Origin of the sequence: Oscillibacter sp. ER4 (genome assembly GCF_000765235.1) — a bacterium.
GTDB lineage: Bacteria > Bacillota > Clostridia > Oscillospirales > Oscillospiraceae > Hominicoprocola > Hominicoprocola fusiformis.
Genome location: NZ_JPJG01000091.1, coordinates 24,282 through 39,435 on the forward strand (window position 1 = coordinate 24,282; position 15,154 = coordinate 39,435).

Annotated in this window: 15 protein-coding genes and 1 pseudogene; 15 read left to right on the forward strand and 1 reads right to left on the reverse strand. The window is 61.2% G+C overall.

Going from position 1 to position 15,154, the window contains the following annotated elements; translation table 11 throughout:
- Positions 1-77 precede the first annotated feature (77 nt).
- Both NI20_RS0112375 and NI20_RS15245 read left to right on the forward strand, forming a co-directional pair.
- Positions 78-707, forward strand: coding sequence for a DUF975 family protein (locus NI20_RS0112375; protein WP_052084688.1), 630 nt, complete (start codon positions 78-80; stop codon positions 705-707).
- Positions 692-847, forward strand: coding sequence for a hypothetical protein (locus NI20_RS15245; protein WP_156108649.1), 156 nt, complete (start codon positions 692-694; stop codon positions 845-847). The genes NI20_RS0112375 and NI20_RS15245 overlap by 16 nt, the downstream gene beginning before the upstream one ends.
- A gap of 55 nt (positions 848-902) precedes the next feature.
- On the opposite strand, the gene NI20_RS0112380 is transcribed toward NI20_RS15245, so the two are convergent.
- Positions 903-1,940, reverse strand: coding sequence for an S-layer homology domain-containing protein (locus tag NI20_RS0112380; protein ID WP_033121700.1), 1,038 nt, complete (start codon positions 1,938-1,940; stop codon positions 903-905).
- A gap of 187 nt (positions 1,941-2,127) precedes the next feature.
- Here NI20_RS0112380 and recJ point away from each other — a divergent pair, with 187 nt between their 5' ends.
- The 13 genes and pseudogenes from recJ to NI20_RS15460 all read left to right on the forward strand — a co-directional run bounded on the left by recJ (position 2,128) and on the right by NI20_RS15460 (position 14,968).
- A complete protein-coding gene (gene recJ / locus NI20_RS0112385) occupies positions 2,128-4,200 on the forward strand; it encodes a single-stranded-DNA-specific exonuclease RecJ (RefSeq protein WP_033121701.1) in 2,073 nt (690 codons plus the stop codon).
- A 131-nt stretch (positions 4,201-4,331) separates the two neighbouring features.
- Positions 4,332-6,521: a bifunctional (p)ppGpp synthetase/guanosine-3',5'-bis(diphosphate) 3'-pyrophosphohydrolase gene (locus NI20_RS0112390; RefSeq protein ID WP_033121726.1), complete on the forward strand. Its 2,190-nt coding sequence runs from the start codon at positions 4,332-4,334 to the stop codon at positions 6,519-6,521.
- Positions 6,522-7,156: 635 nt separating this feature from the next.
- Positions 7,157-7,621 carry a D-aminoacyl-tRNA deacylase gene (gene dtd / locus NI20_RS0112395; protein ID WP_033121702.1) on the forward strand — a complete coding sequence of 155 codons (465 nt, stop codon included), beginning with the start codon at positions 7,157-7,159 and terminating at the stop codon, positions 7,619-7,621.
- Positions 7,622-7,640: 19 nt separating this feature from the next.
- The gene (locus tag NI20_RS0112400; protein ID WP_033121703.1) at positions 7,641-8,252 is read left to right on the forward strand and encodes an MBL fold metallo-hydrolase; all 612 of its coding nucleotides are present in this window, start codon (positions 7,641-7,643) and stop codon (positions 8,250-8,252) included.
- Positions 8,253-8,267: 15 nt separating this feature from the next.
- Positions 8,268-9,737 carry a coproporphyrinogen dehydrogenase HemZ gene (gene hemZ, locus NI20_RS0112405; protein ID WP_033121704.1) on the forward strand — a complete coding sequence of 490 codons (1,470 nt, stop codon included), beginning with the start codon at positions 8,268-8,270 and terminating at the stop codon, positions 9,735-9,737.
- Positions 9,738-9,739: 2 nt separating this feature from the next.
- Positions 9,740-10,603, forward strand: coding sequence for a purine-nucleoside phosphorylase (locus tag NI20_RS0112410; protein ID WP_081958507.1), 864 nt, complete (start codon positions 9,740-9,742; stop codon positions 10,601-10,603).
- A gap of 40 nt (positions 10,604-10,643) precedes the next feature.
- Entirely contained in the window at positions 10,644-12,248 is a 1,605-nt protein-coding gene (locus tag NI20_RS0112415; protein WP_033121705.1) for a polysaccharide biosynthesis protein, read from the forward strand.
- Between the two features lie 56 nt (positions 12,249-12,304).
- Complete coding sequence (mazG, locus tag NI20_RS0112420; RefSeq protein WP_033121706.1) at positions 12,305-13,099, forward strand: nucleoside triphosphate pyrophosphohydrolase; 795 nt, start codon at positions 12,305-12,307, stop codon at positions 13,097-13,099.
- 58 nt (positions 13,100-13,157) lie between these two features.
- Positions 13,158-13,451, forward strand: coding sequence for an HU family DNA-binding protein (locus NI20_RS0112425; RefSeq protein ID WP_255358023.1), 294 nt, complete (start codon positions 13,158-13,160; stop codon positions 13,449-13,451).
- 107 nt (positions 13,452-13,558) lie between these two features.
- Positions 13,559-13,807 carry an RNA-binding S4 domain-containing protein gene (locus NI20_RS0112430; protein ID WP_033121708.1) on the forward strand — a complete coding sequence of 83 codons (249 nt, stop codon included), beginning with the start codon at positions 13,559-13,561 and terminating at the stop codon, positions 13,805-13,807.
- Between the two features lie 86 nt (positions 13,808-13,893).
- Entirely contained in the window at positions 13,894-14,175 is a 282-nt protein-coding gene (locus NI20_RS0112435; protein ID WP_033121709.1) for a YabP/YqfC family sporulation protein, read from the forward strand.
- Between the two features lie 12 nt (positions 14,176-14,187).
- A pseudogene (gene yabQ, locus NI20_RS16060) lies at positions 14,188-14,442 on the forward strand (spore cortex biosynthesis protein YabQ); the annotation flags it as partial.
- A 229-nt stretch (positions 14,443-14,671) separates the two neighbouring features.
- Positions 14,672-14,968 carry a septum formation initiator family protein gene (locus NI20_RS15460; RefSeq protein WP_033121710.1) on the forward strand — a complete coding sequence of 99 codons (297 nt, stop codon included), beginning with the start codon at positions 14,672-14,674 and terminating at the stop codon, positions 14,966-14,968.
- The last annotated feature ends 186 nt before the right edge of the window (positions 14,969-15,154 follow it).

Below are 15,154 nucleotides of genomic sequence, written 5' to 3' on the forward strand. Positions count from 1 at the left end.
CTATTTTTATGAATTTCGTGCATTTTCCGCACTTTGCCGTCCGTTTTTCCCCGTTCCGGCAAGAAAGGAGCTTTTTTATGCCCATGCAGCTCGATACCGGCGCGATCAAGGCAGAATCGCGCTCACTGCTGCGCACCGGTGAGGTCAATCCCTTCCGGATGACGCTTTTCTATCTTCTCATCACCCTTGTGCTCGATATGATCAACTCGGGCGTGAGCTATATGATCGACTCTGCCGGCGGCTTCACAGTGCTCTCGTTCAGCTTTGTGAGCATCCTCGTCGGCCTCGTCGCGCTCGTTCTGAACGCGGGGTATTACTGCTACTGCTTCGGCATCTTACGCCGTGAGGAAATGCCGTATGAGAGCCTTTTTGACGCGTTCCCCTTTGCCGGGAAGGTCATCCTGCTCTCCATCGTCGAGGGCGTTTTCATCTTCCTGTGGTCGATGCTTTTCGTCATCCCCGGCATCATCGCGGCCTACCGCTACTCGTTCGCCATGCTCAACTTGTGCGAAAATCCCGAGCTCGGCGTGATGGAGGCATTGAATCTGAGCAAGCGGCAGACAAATGGCTATAAGATGCAGCTTTTCCTGCTCCAGCTCAGCTTCATCGGCTATCAGATCGCCGCGGTGCTTATCGCGCTGCTCTACGAATACGTCATCATCAGCTACCTGCCGACTCGCTCTCCGGTGCGGTGCTCGGTGCTCTGATCTACGGCGTGCTCTCGGCGGTCGTGGACGTCTACCTGACGCCGTATCTGAACCTTTCGACCTGCCGCTTCTACCAGCTCGCCACCGCGCCGCAGGTAAACGAGCCGCCGCACTTCGACTCCTGGAACGACAACTTCTGAACGCAGCAAAAAAGAGGGATATCTCGCATGAGATATCCCTCTGTCATTTTTTGTTTTACTTCAGCACGTACACCGTCTTGATGCCGAGGAGCTTGCAGAGCTCGGTCTTTTCAGCGATGTCCGCCTCGCTCTCGTACCAGACGACGGTCGTGGAGCCGTCCTTTTCCTTACAGAGAAGGTACGAGCTGTCGAAGCGGTTCGAGCGCGATTTCTGCACGGCGCTGTCGTTCAAATACGCGCTCAGCTCGTCCTGCGTCAGCTCGCGCAGCGCGCCCACCTTGCCGCCTTTCACGCTCTGCGCCGCGGGGACGGCGTTGATGACCACGCTGCCGCCCTTGCCGGCCTTGACCGCCGCGTCGTAGACCTGCTCTACCGCCGCGCGCGGGGACAGCGGCACCGCACCGCTCGTGCCCGTCAGGCTCTCCGCCGGCACCGCGCCGGAGGGCGCCGCGCTCACGCTCGTCACGCTGACTTTGGCCTTGAGGCCGTTGTAGGCGCGCAGCAGCACCGCCGCGGCCTGCTCGCGCGTCGTGTCGTTTTTCGGCGCGAACGTCGTTAAGTTCATACCCACCACAAGGCCCATGCGCCAGGCGAGCGTGATATAGCCGGGATTCGTCGAAACATCGGTGAACGGGCACTCATCCTGCACCGTGCCGGAAAGCGTGCTGTACCCCAGTGCGCGGACGGTCATCGCGGCCATCTCCTCACGCGTGATGGGGTCGTTCGGTCGGCAGGTCGTGCTGTGGCCGGAGAACACGTCGTGCGCGCTCGCGGTCTCAATGGCGCTATAATACCACTTTTTCGCATCCTGATTGTCGGTATAGCTGCCCTTTTCGGGCGTTACGGTCTTCCAGCCCATCAGGCGGCAGAGCGCCGCGGCATAGGCCGCGCGCGTCATCTTCTGTCCGAGGCCGAACTTGCCGTTTCCGATGCCCTGCAATAAGTTGTACTGCTTGCACTGCGCGATGCTTTGGCTCGCCCAGTTCTTGTCCGGCACGTCGGAATAGCCGGATTTGTTGGCGGCAAGCGCGAACGTCGTGGTCATCACGAGCGCAAGAAGAAGCGCCGTCAGGCGCGTTGCGATCTGTTTCATTGGTATTTTCCCCCTTTTGGGTGATCTTTCTGCCGTATTGTAGCACAAAGTCGCGTGGATAGTCAAATTTTCTCTTTACCTTTGCGGTGGTCTTTGTTAAAATAATAGATTGTATTAATATGATGAGGCAGTATTGCCTGAGATAGTATGTCCAAAAGTTCTCAAAAGAAAGAAGGTGAGCCGAAACATGAAGTACGAGCACTGGCAGATCCCCGCCGCGCCGGAGGATGCCATCAAGACGCTGATGGACGCGGGATACCCCTATCTTGTCTCGTCGGTGCTGGCCGCGCGCGGCGTCACCACGAGCGAGCAGGCCGCCGAAGCGCTCGAGCGCGAGAAGACGCTCGCTCACTCCCCGTTTTTGATGAAGGACATGGACAAGGCCGTCGCGCGCATCTCGAAGGCGCTTGAAAACGGCGAAAAGCTGGCGGTCTTCGGCGACTACGACGTGGACGGTATCACCTCGACCTGCCTTCTGACCGATTATCTCCGCTCGCGCGGGGCGGATGTGACGATGCACATTCCCCGCCGCATCGAGGAGGGCTACGGCCTCGGCTGTGACGCCATCCGCGCACTCTCCGAGTCCGGCGTGACGCTGATCGTTACGGTCGACTGCGGCATCACGGGCGTGGACGAGACGGCCTACGCCGCGACGCTCGGCGTCGATCTTGTCATCACCGACCACCACGAGTGCAAGGAGCAGCTCCCCGCCGCCGTGGCCGTCGTTGACCCCCACCGGCCCGACTGTCCGTACCCTTTTAAGCATTTAGCGGGCGTGGGCGTCGCGCTCAAGCTCGTTTTGGCCCTTGGCGAGGGGCGCGAGGATGCGTTGTTTGCGCGCTACTGCACGCTTGCCGCCATCGGCACGATCGCCGACGTCATGCGCATGGAGGGCGAGAACCGCACCATCGTGCAGTGCGGGCTTGAGAGCATCGACCGCAGCGACTTTACGGGGCTGCACGCGCTGCTGCGCGAGGCGGGGCTCACGTCGCGCCCCATCTCGTCGATCCAGATCGGCTTTGTGCTCGCCCCGCGCATCAACGCCGCGGGCCGCATGGGCCGCGCCGAGCTGGCCGCGGAATTATTGCTCACCGACGATCCCGTCCGCGCGGAAAAGCTCGCGCGCGAGCTGTGCGAGCTCAACCGCGAGCGCCAGAGCGTGGAGCAGGACATTTTTCGCCGCGCCATCGAGCAGATGGAGGACCTCCCCGAGAGCGAGCGCAGCGCGCTCGTGTTGTCGAGCGAGGACTGGCACCAGGGCGTCGTAGGCATCGTGGCGTCGCGGCTTTCCGAAAAATTCTCCTGCCCGAGCTTTATGATCCACCTCTCCGGCGGGTCGGGTAAGGGCTCGTGCCGCAGCTACGGCGGCTTTAACCTCTTCAATGCGCTCGAAGCGTGCTCCGACCTTCTTGTGAGCTTCGGCGGACACGAGCTCGCCGCGGGCTTCACGATCGAAGAGCGCAACATCCCCGCGTTCCGCACGCGGATGAACCAGTATGTGCGCGCCCACACGGGCGAGCATCCGCCGGTGTCGATGCTCGACGTCGACGTCGACTTGCAGCACCCCTCGCTCATCACGCTTGAGGAGGTCGAGGCACTTTCGCTCCTCGAGCCCTACGGCGCAGGCAACAACCGCCCCGTCTTCTGCCTGCGCGGCGCAACGCTCGAGAGCGTGCAGGGCGTGGGCCAGAACCGGCACTTAAAGCTGAAACTACAGAAAAGCCGCGTGAATTTCGACGGCATTTTCTTCTCCGTCACCGCCGACGAGTGCGGCGTGTGCGCGGGTATGCGTGTGGACGCGGCGTTCTATCTGCAGGTGAACGAGTTCCGCTCCCAGCGCTCCATCCAGCTCCAGCTCATCGACCTGCGCCCCTCGCTCGACCCCAGCGGGCGCGAGAATGAGGCGCTTTCCCTCTGCCGCGAGCTGATTAGCGGCGGCACGCTCTCCCCGCGCGACGCGGCGCGGGCGCTCCCCTCGCGCGACCAGTTCGTGCGCGCGTGGCGCGTTCTGGAGCGTGAGGTCGGACCTGACGGCGTCAGCGAGCCCATGCTGCCGCTGCTGCGGCATTTGAGCTCGGAAATGGTCGGCGCGGAGACGTTTCTGCGCACGGCGATGTGTTTGCAGGTCTTTGCCGAGCGCGGGCTTCTTTCGATCGAGCGCGAGGGCACGACCCTCACGCTCCGCCTGACGGCGGACGGAAAAAAGGTCGAGCTTGACAAGAGTCCCTATCTTTCCGCCCTGCACGGCTTTCTTTCGTAATTAAAGGAGACGATTCGGATATGACAGCACAGGATAAAGCGTTAAAAGAGAATACCGCTTCGGCTCCCCTCCAGATCGTCGCGCCCGGCACCTGCGTGGAGACCGGCGAGCAGGCGGCGCTCGTGCTCGGTATGTACGACCACCTTGTCGAGACGATCCACCAGTACAACCCGAGCGCAGACTTTGCCCAGATCGACAAGGCCTTCCGCTATGCCGACACGCACCACAACGGTCAGCTCAGAAAGGACGGCTCGCCGTTTATCACGCACCCGCTCGCCGTCGCGCAGATCATTGCAGAGGAGCTGCGGCTTGACAGCGAGTCCATCGAGGCCGCCCTCATGCACGACTGCATTGAGGACACCTCCGCCACGTATGCCGAGATCGCCAAGGAGTTCTCCCCCGCGGTCGCGGATCTGGTCGAGGGCGTCTCCAAGCTGACGCGCGTGCAGTACGCCAGCAAGGAAGAAGAGCAGATGGAGAACCTGCGCAAGATGCTCATGGCGATGGCCAAGGACATCCGCGTCATTCTCATCAAGCTGGCCGACCGCACGCACAACATGCGCACCATGGAGTACCAGACGGCGGAAAAGCAGCGGCAGAAGTCGCTCGAAACGATGGAAATTTACGCGCCCATCGCCCACCGTCTCGGTATGCAGCGCATCAAGTGGGAGCTTGAGGATTTATCGCTCAAGTATCTCGACCCCGTCGGCTACGACGAGATCACCTGCTCGCTCGCGGCCAAGGAGGCCGAGCACGAGGCCTTTATGGACCGCGTGCAGGCGCAGATCGAGGCGCGCTTGAAAGAGCAGCATGTCCCGTATCTCAAGGTCTACGGCCGCATGAAGCATCCCTACAGCATCTACCGCAAGATGTACGCACAGAACAAGACGATGGACGAGGTGCTCGACCTCTTCGCGTTCCGCGTCATCGTCGACACCGTGGCCGACTGCTACAACGTGCTCGGCATCATCCACGACCTTTACCGTCCCATTCTGGGCCGTTTCAAGGACTATATCGGCACGCCCAAGCCGAACATGTACCAGTCGCTCCACACCACCGTTATCGGCGCAGACGGCATCCCGTTCGAGGTGCAGATCCGCACCGAGGAGATGCACGAGATCGCCGAATACGGCGTCGCCGCGCACTGGAAGTACAAACAGGGCATTTCCGGCAACGCAGGCGAGCACAACTACGAATGGGTGCGCCGTTTGCTTGAAAATCAGGAGAACACCGACGCCGAGGAATTCGTCCACACGCTCAAGGTCGACATGTTCGCCGACGAGGTCTTCGTCTTCTCTCCGCGCGGTGACGTGACGAACCTCCCCGCCGGCGCGACGCCCATCGACTTTGCCTACTCCATCCACTCGGCCATCGGCAACCGCATGACGGGCGCGAAGGTCAACGGGCGCATCGCCCCGCTCGACTATCAGCTCAAAAACGGCGACATCGTCGAAATTCTGACTTCGAAAAACGCGCACGGCCCCAGCCGCGACTGGCTCAAGATTGCCAAATCGAGCGAGGCACGCAGCAAAATTCGCCAGTGGTTCAAAAAGGAGCGCCGCGAGGAAAACATCATCAACGGCCGCATCTCGTTTGAAGCAGAGCTCAAGCACCTCGGCATCCCGATGAGCGACGTGCTCGGCACGGACATCGAGGCCGCGCTTCTCAAGAAGACGTCGTTCGGCTCGATGGATGAGATGTACGCCGCCATCGGCTACGGCGGATTTTCCGCGCAGAAGGCCGTCAACCGCATCCACGACGAGATCGTCAAGCTCGAAAAGCAGCGAAAGGAGGAGCGCGCCGCCACCGTGCCGGTGGACAACTCCGGCGCGACGCGTCCCGCCGTCCCCAAGCGCACGAAGAGCGAGCAGGGCATCGTGGTCGAGGGGCTGTCGAACTGCCTGGTCAAATTCTCCAAGTGCTGCACGCCTGTCCCCGGCGACGAGATCGTCGGCTTCATCACGCGCGGCTACGGTGTGTCCGTCCACCGCTGCGACTGCCCCAACGCCGCCATTGAGCGCAGAAAGCCCGAGGAGCGCGGCCGCTGGATCAAAGTGAGCTGGGGCACGGACGTCAAGGAGTCGTATCAGACCGCGCTCGACATTTACGCCAAGGACCGCCTCGACCTCGTGCTCGACGTCTCCGCCGCGCTCTCGTCCTCGCAGACGCGCGTGGCGTCCATCAACGCGACGACGACCGCCGACGGCTTTGCGGTCATTCACCTCAGTATTTTTATTTCCGACGCGCAGCATCTCGCGGCGGTCATGCGTCGGCTGCATCAAATCAGCGGAGTGATGAAAGTGGATCGCCCCGCGGGTTAAATTCCGCGCATCGCGCGGAGAGAAATGCCGCCTGCGGGCGGCAGAACCACACCCCCCATTTTCTTTCCCGAGAAAGAAAACGGGCGGTGTGACCGTCCAAAAGAAAGGCATTTGATTGGCAGCCCCAAGCTCGAACAACCTTTATGCCTCCGGAATGCAACTGCCTGCGTGCGGCGGAGCCGCGTTAGCATTGCAAGACGATTTGCCTCTGCTTCTACTACCCGCTGCCGCTCTGCTGATCTTGCGCAAGTGCAGCCTAATCGCCGTCTACCGATAATACGATATCGCGGCGAGCGTCAGCAATGCCGCTTTGGCAGGCAAACACAAGATTGCACCAATCCGAAGTAGACGGAGATTGCTAAAGGGTAACGAATCGCAGGCAAAGCGGCAGCGAAGATAGAAGCACACCAAGTCGTTTAGATTCATCACTTGGCAGGCACCCGATTCCGCAGGCTGAGCACTTCTTCAAGCTACAAACTCACAATGTCGGGGGTCGAGGGGGACTCCCCCCGTCCTTCTCTGGGGGATACAAAGGGGGTATTCTCTTCGAGAAGAGAATACCCCCTTTGACCCGCGCTCCCCACGGCAGTGGGGACCAAAACGCCGCCCCTTTGGGGCATAGAAAGGAATCTATCATGCGAGCAGTATTGACTAAGGTTAAACACGCCTCCGTTACGATCGACGGAGAGCTCAAGGGCAAGATCGGCAGGGGCTTTTTGATCCTGCTGGGCGTTGCGCCTGACGACACGGAAGAAAAATGCCGCAAGATGGCGGACAAGCTCTGCTCGCTGCGCATTTTTGACGACGAGAACGACAAGATCAACCTCTCCCTCGACGATGTCGGCGGCGAGCTTCTGGTCGTTTCGCAGTTCACGCTCTACGGCAACTGCCGCAAGGGCCGCCGTCCCGAATTTTTAAGCGCCGCGCGGCCAGAGATCGCCATCCCGATGTATGAAAAGTTCGTAGAGATCTGCCGCGAAAAGGGCTACCATGTCGAAACCGGCGAATTCGGCGCCTACATGGAGGTCGAATCGCTCAACGACGGGCCGTTCACGCTGATCGTGGACTCCGCCGACTTAGACGCACCGAAAAAGCAGTAAAGAAAGGGGTTATTTCTTCATGAAAGTCATCACCACTGTCGTCGGCTCCCTGCAGACGAATTGCTACCTGCTCATCGACGAGGAAACGGAGTCCGCCGCGCTCATCGACCCGGGCGACGAGGCGGAAAAACTGCTCGCGCTCGTCAAAAGCGAGGGCGTCACGCTCAAATACATTCTCCTGACCCACGGACATCGCGACCACACGCTTGCCGTGCCTGCGCTCAAAAAGGCGCTGCCGGACGTGCCCGTCTACATCGGCGAGGCCGACGCCCACTCCACCGGCATCTACCACTACCCGATGGCCGACCTCGTCCCCGATCTCAAATACTATGGCGAGGGCGATACGCTGCCGCTCGGCTCGCTGACGATCAAGGTTCTCGCCACGCCTGGCCACACGCTCGGCGGTGTGACGCTGCTGGTCGGCGACACGATGTTCCCCGGCGACACGCTGTTTGCAGGCTCGATGGGCCGCACCGACCTCCCCGGCGGCAACGACGCGCAGATGCTCGCCTCGCTGCGCCGTCTCGCCCAGATCGAAGGCGACTACACTGTTTACCCCGGCCACATGAATTCCACAACGCTCGCGCGCGAAAAGGCGATGAACCCGTATCTGCGCCATGCGCTGCGATAAAGGACAAGAAGCCACATGAAACTTGAGCTCATTGGGCATGATGAAAAATACGCGCTGGAGCAGAGCTTACTCACGCTCTTCCCCGGCGAAAAGCCCGTTTACGGCACGGTCGACAAAACCGCCGACACGCGCTGGGCGCGCGTGACGCTCACCGAAGAGGATGAGCGCGTGCAGGTGACGACGGAGCTGGGCATGGACGGCAAGTCCGCCGCCCACAGCTACGACTATCCCCTCTCCGGCACGGAGTATGAAAAGGAGGGGCAGCGCCGTCACGCCGTCGGCATCAGCTTTTTCGGCGCGGCGAAGGACCTGCTCGGCATCTCCCCCGCGTGGGGGAGCCTGACCGGCGTGCGGCCCAGCAAGGTCGCGCTCTCGCTGATCCGCGAGGGCGGCAAAAAACGTGCGGAAAAGGAATTGCAGGAGCTCTACTGCGTCACGCCCGCGCGCGCCCGCCTCGCCATTGAGGCGGCGGACGCCGGTATCCGCGCTGCGGCAGAGCTGGAGCCGAATGATATCTCGCTCTATGTCGGCATCCCGTTCTGCCCGACGCGGTGCGCGTATTGCAGCTTTGTGGCGCAGAGCGTCGAAAAGTCGTTCTCGCTCGTCGAGCCGTATCTGGAGGCGCTTTTCGACGAGATCACCGCGGCGGGACAGCTCGTGCGCGATTTGGGGCTGAACGTCAAGTCGTTCTACATGGGCGGCGGCACGCCGACCACGCTGACCGCCGATCAGATGGACCGTCTGCTCTCAAAATTGGAGCAGAATTTTGACTTCGGTAATCTCGCCGAGTTGACGATCGAGGCGGGCCGCCCTGACACGATCGACGAAGAAAAGCTGCGCGTGCTGCGCGCGCACAACACCACGCGCGTTTCCATCAACCCCCAGACGATGGAGGACAACGTCCTCGCGGCCATCGGCCGCCGCCACACGGCGGACGACATCCGCCGCGCGATGGAGCAGGTGCGCGCCGCCAACTTCCCGCACGTCAACATGGACCTCATCGCAGGTCTGCCCGAGAACACGCCCGAGGGCTTTGCAAGGAGTCTCGACGAGGTCATCTCGATGGGCGCGGACAACATCACGGTGCACACGCTGTCGCTCAAAAAGGGCAGCCGCATCATGCTCGAAGGCAGCCGCATCCCCGGCGCGGACGAGGTCGCGCAAATGCTGGACTATGCCGACCCCACGCTGCGTAAACATGGTTTTGCCCCCTATTACCTCTACCGCCAGAAGTACATGTCCGGCAGCTTTGAAAATGTCGGCTGGACGAAGCCCGGCGGCACGGGGCTCTACAACATCTACATCATGGAAGAGCTGCACTCCATCCTCTCGCTCGGCGCGGGCGGCTCGACCAAGATGGTCGGCGGCGGGCAGATCCGCCGCGCGTTCAACGCCAAATACCCGCGCGAATACATCGACCGGCCCGAAAAGCGCCGCGCGAACCTGATGGACTTCGCCCGCTTTTACGCCGAACAAGGAGAATAACGATGAATAAGAGTGATTTCTTTACCGCCGACGCGGTCAAGCCGCACTTCACCTATGATGATTACTGCGAGAGCGCGGATATGATCGCCGCCCACCTCGGCGATTTCCGTCCCGAGGTACTGCTGCTGCTCGGCAGCGGTCTCGGCTTTCTCGGAGACCGCGTCGAGGCGCGCACCTGCGTGAGCTATGCGGACATCCCGCACTTCCGCGCGTCCACCGCGCCGGGACACGAGGGCCGCTTTGTTTTCGGCGAGCTGCGCGGCAAGCGCGTGGCGGTCATGCAGGGCCGCATGCACTGCTACGAGGGCTACACGATGGAGGACGCCGCCTATGCCTGCCGCGTCATCCGCTTGCTTGGCGCAAAGACGATGATCGTGACGAACGCCGCGGGCGCGGTGAACACCGAGTATTCCGCGGGCGATCTGATGCTCATCTCCGACCATATCAAGCTCTTCGACTTCGGCCCGCTCTGGGGGCCGAATATCGACGAGTTCGGCACGCGCTTCCCCGATATGTCCAATGTCTACTCTCCCCGCCTGCGCGAGCTTGCCAAGGAGGTCGCCAGGGAGCAGGAGCTCACGCTGCGCGAGGGCGTTTACATGTACTTCCCCGGCCCGCAGTTTGAAACCCCCGCCGAGGTGCGCGCCGCGCGCATTCTGGGCGCGGACGCCGTGGGCATGTCCACCGTGCCGGAGGCCATCGCCGCCGCGCACTGCGGCTATGAAATTCTCGGTGTGACGCTCTGCGCCAACATGGCCGCGGGCGTTCTCCCCCAGCCGCTCTCGGGCGAGGAGGTCAACGAAATGGCAGAGCAGTACGCCCCGCATTTCTCCTCTCTTATTCTCGGCTGCCTCGAGCGGCTGTAACACAGTTTATTTCAGCGAAAAGGAAAAGGTCGAAATTTTAATGGCTACGGAAAAGAAACAGTCCTTTTTCGGCGGCGCGGCGGTGCTGGCCGCCGGCGTCGTCATCGTGAAGATCATCGGCGCGCTCTTCAAGATCCCGCTCGCGAACATTCTGGGCGAGACGGGCAACGCCGACTTCAACAACGCCTACAACATCTATGCTGTGCTTCTGACCATCTCGACCGCGGGACTTCCCGTGGCGCTCTCGAAGATGATCTCGGAGGCGAAGACGCTCGGGCGCGAGCGTCAGGCGCGGCGTGTGCTCAAGGTGTCGTTCGCCGCGTTTTTAACGCTCGGTGTCCTCTCGTTTGTCATCATGTGGTTCGGCAACGAGAAGTGCGCGGCGCTTCTCAATAACCCGAACGCCGCCTACGGTATCAAGGCGCTTGCCCCGGGCGTTGTGTGCGTCGGCTGCCTTGCCGCATTCCGCGGCTTTGCGCAGGGCAGCTTCCGTATGACGCCGACCGCCGTCTCGCAGATCATCGAGGCGGTCAGCAAGCTCTTCATCGGCCTTGGCCTTTCGATGTGCATCGTGAGCCTTGGGTACGAGGATTACATCGCCGCGGCCGCGGCCATCGTCGGCGTGACGGTCGGCTCGGTGCTCGCGCTCGTCTACATGCTCATCGACTACTTGCGCCACTGCCCGCGCACCCCGGGCACAGACACGCCGGATGCCTCCGGCGCGATCTTGAAGCGCCTGCTCTCGATTGCCATCCCCATCACGCTGTCGGCCTCGATGGTGTCGATCATCACGCTGATCGACACGTCGCTTGTGCAGGGTCAGCTCCAAAACGCGCTGGGCTACACCCTCAAGGAGACGCGCCACCTCTACGGCACGTATTCCTCGGGCATGAACCTCTACAACCTGCCGTCGTCGATGATGACGGCGCTGACCATCTCCGTCATCCCGACGGTATCAGCTTCCCTTGCGCGCAATGACCGCGTGCATACCTCGCGCGTCATCAACTCGTCGCTGCGCGTCACGGGGCTCATGGCCTTCCCGATGGGTCTTGGCCTCTGGGCGCTGGCTGAGCCCATTATGAAGCTCTGCTACCCGCGCTATGACAGCGAGCTCGGCGGCTCGCTTTTAGCCGTGCTCGGCATCGCGAGCATGTTCGTCTGCCTGATGCTCATTTCAAACTCCATCCTGCAGTCCTACGGCCGCGTGCATGTGCCCGTTTTCACGATGCTCATCGGTGGCGTTGTGAAGATCATCTTCAACTACAACCTCACCGCCGTGCCGTCCATCAACATCCACGCCGCTCCCTTCGGCACGCTCGTGTGCTTTGTGATCGTATCGTCGCTCAACCTCTTTTTCGTCTACCGCACGATGGAGGATAAGCCGAATTACTTCAAGGTCTTTGCCAAGCCCCTCGTCGCGTCGCTCGTGATGGCCGTGTGCGCCAGATTCTCCTATCGCTTCTTCGCCGCCCATATCGCGCTTGGCGGCGCGACCACGACGCAGATCGTGAACGTCGGCCTTGCGGTCATGCTGGCGGTCATCGTGTACGTCGCGCTTGTCCTCGCACTGCGGATCGTCACGCGCGACGACCTCGCGCTGCTGCCCAAGGGCGAAAAGCTCGCCCGCATCCTGCACGTGCGCTGAAAACCCCTGAAAAATCAGGGAAATTGCGCAAAACACCTTGCAATGAGAGGGAATATATGATAAATTATCCTGAGAAAGCTGTCTACACATATGACGACCTTGTTGACATCCTGCGCATTCTGCGCGCGCCGGGCGGATGCCCGTGGGACCGCGAGCAGACGCACGAGTCGAACCGCCGCAACTTTTTAGAGGAAGCCTACGAGGCCGCCGAGGCCTTCGACCTCGACGATCCCGAGCTGATGAAAGAAGAACTCGGCGACGTGCTGATGCAGGTGCTCTTCAACATCCACATGGAAGAGGAAGCCGGCCGCTTCACGACCGACGATGTGACCGACCACGTGGTGCGAAAGCTCATCTTCCGCCACCCGCACGTGTTTTCAAACGCAAAGGCGGACGACAGCGAGCAGGTGCTCGTCAACTGGGACAAGCTCAAGCGGCAGGAAAAGGGCCAGCGCACCACCGCCGACGCGATGGATTCCGTCGCCCGTTCACTCCCCGCCCTCTGGCGGGCGGACAAGCTGCAGAGCAAGGCGGCGAAGGCGGGCTTTGAATTCCCCGATGTCTCCGGCGCGCTCGACAAGCTCGACGAGGAGACGCAGGAGCTGCGCTCCGCCGTCCAAAGCGGCACAAATTTTGAAGAAGAGCTCGGCGATGTGCTGTTTGCCGCCGTCAAGGTCGGCCGCTTCTGCGGCGTCGACCCCGAAGCGGCGCTCACGAAGACCTGCGAAAAATTCATCGCGCGCTTCCGCAAGGTGGAAGAGGCGGTGAATGCGCGCGGCGAGGACATGTCCGCTCTCCCGCTCGATGAGCTGATGGCGCTGTGGAACGACGCCAAGGAACAACTCAGATGACCAAAAGCGGCAACGCTTTTTGCTCATATACACCCCGGAGGCCCCGTCTCCGGACACTATTCAGGAGGATCAAACGATGAACAAGACTGAACTCATTGCTGCCGTGGCGGAAAAAGCCAGCATTTCCAAGAAGGAGTCCGAGGTTGTGATCAACGCTGCCCTCGACACCATTATCGACTCCCTGAAGAACGACGAGAAGGTCCAGCTCGTCGGCTTCGGCTCTTTCGAGACCAAGCACCGCGCTGAGCGCACCGGCCGCAACCCCAAGACCAAGGAGAGCATCACCATCGCCGCTTCCAAGGTCCCGACCTTCAAGGCTGGTAAGGCGTTCAAGGACGCTGTCGCGGAGTAATTCCCCAGTCAAGCTCTTTCATCATCAAAACGGCGGCGCGATGCGCCGCCGTTTGAGTTGGTGGAGCCCCTTTGATCCCGCACTTTTCCGAAAAGGAGACGAATTCCATGCGTCTTGACAAATATCTCAAGGTCTCGCGCCTTATCAAGCGCCGCACCGTGGCCAACGAAGCCTGCGACGGCGGCCGCGTGACCGTCAACGGCAAGGTCGCCCGCGCGTCGTACGACGTGAAGGTCGGCGACGTGATCGCGCTGCACTTCGGCGAGCGCGTGCTCGCGGTCGAGGTGCTCGATGTATCCGAGACCGCCGGCAAGAGCGAGGCCACGCTCCTCTACCGCGAAGTGAACGCACAGTAAACCGTACTATTTTGGGTGCGCCCTTCATACGTTATCGTATGGAGGGCGCTTTCTTTGCGCCCAAAGCGAAAGGACGGGTTCTGACTATGACTTACGACACTTCCCCCGCTTCTCCCCAGCGCATCGAATTATCCGGCCGCGAGAGCCTGACGGTCTCCGGCGTAGAGGATGTCGACCGCTTCGATGAGACCGAGATCGTGATGAACACGTCGCTCGGCGTGCTCGTTGTCACGGGCGACAGCCTGCACATCGGCAAGCTGAGCCTCGACGGCGGCGAGCTGCATGTCGACGGGCGCATTGACGCCATCGCCTTTGAGGATGCGCCGTCAAGCCGCGGCGGCCTGCTCTCGCGCCTGTTCGGGGGTTGAGGCACCGTGGGCGTGTCGCTCTCCGAGCAGGCGCGGTGCTTTCTCGCCTCGCTCCTGCTCGGCTTCATCCTTTCTCTTCTCTATGACCTGCTGCGCGCCGTGCGGCTGCGGCGAGCGACGAAGCGGCGCTTTACGAGCGCGCTCGATCTCCTCTACTGCGCGGCGTTCGCGCTGCTGACGTTTCTCTTCGCGCTGCGCATCGGCGGGGGCGAGCTGCGGCTCTATATGCTTTGCTCGGCGCTTTTGGGCGCGGTGAGCTACTTCACGCTCTGCGCACGGCTTTTCCGTCCGCTATGGGCCTTCTGGGCGGAGGTGCTGTTCTCCTTTGCGCGATTAGCGGCGGCGCCGCTGCGGTGGCTCCAAAAAGTTTATGGTAAACTTGCCAAACTTTGCAAAAGATACTTTCTTTTTTCCAGAAACCGGCTTATAATAAAGTCGTATGAGCGCCGCGCCCGTTATTCGCTGCGCCGCGCAAGGAAAAAGGAGGCTCATCGGCATGGCAGAGCAGGCCAAAAAAGGCAAAAAGCGCACCAGCTTTCTCACGATGCTCGTCATCGCAATTCTGATCGCACTGGTAGGGGTGCAGCTCATTCATCTGCGGAGCCAGATCGACGACGCGCGCAGCCAGCTCACCGCGCTGCAGAGCGATCTTGACACCGCCAAGCAGGAGAACGACGCGCTCGCCTCGGCACTCGAAAAGGCCGACGACCCTGAGTTTTTGCAGGAGCTTGCCCGCGATCAGCTCGGCTACGTAACGCCGGGAGAAAAGACATTCTATGACGTCAGCAACTAAAAAGAGAACATTATTGAAGCGCCCGTTGAGGGCGCTTTTTTCTTGCGTGAAATAAAAAGGAGCCGCCGGCCAAGATGGCCCGCGGCTCAAATGGGTGGGATATTGGAAAGCTTCCGATGCTTATGATACCGCCCGTCCGCCAAAACGTCAATGGGAGCTTTTGCCGCATTCTGCCGCCTTTTGTCA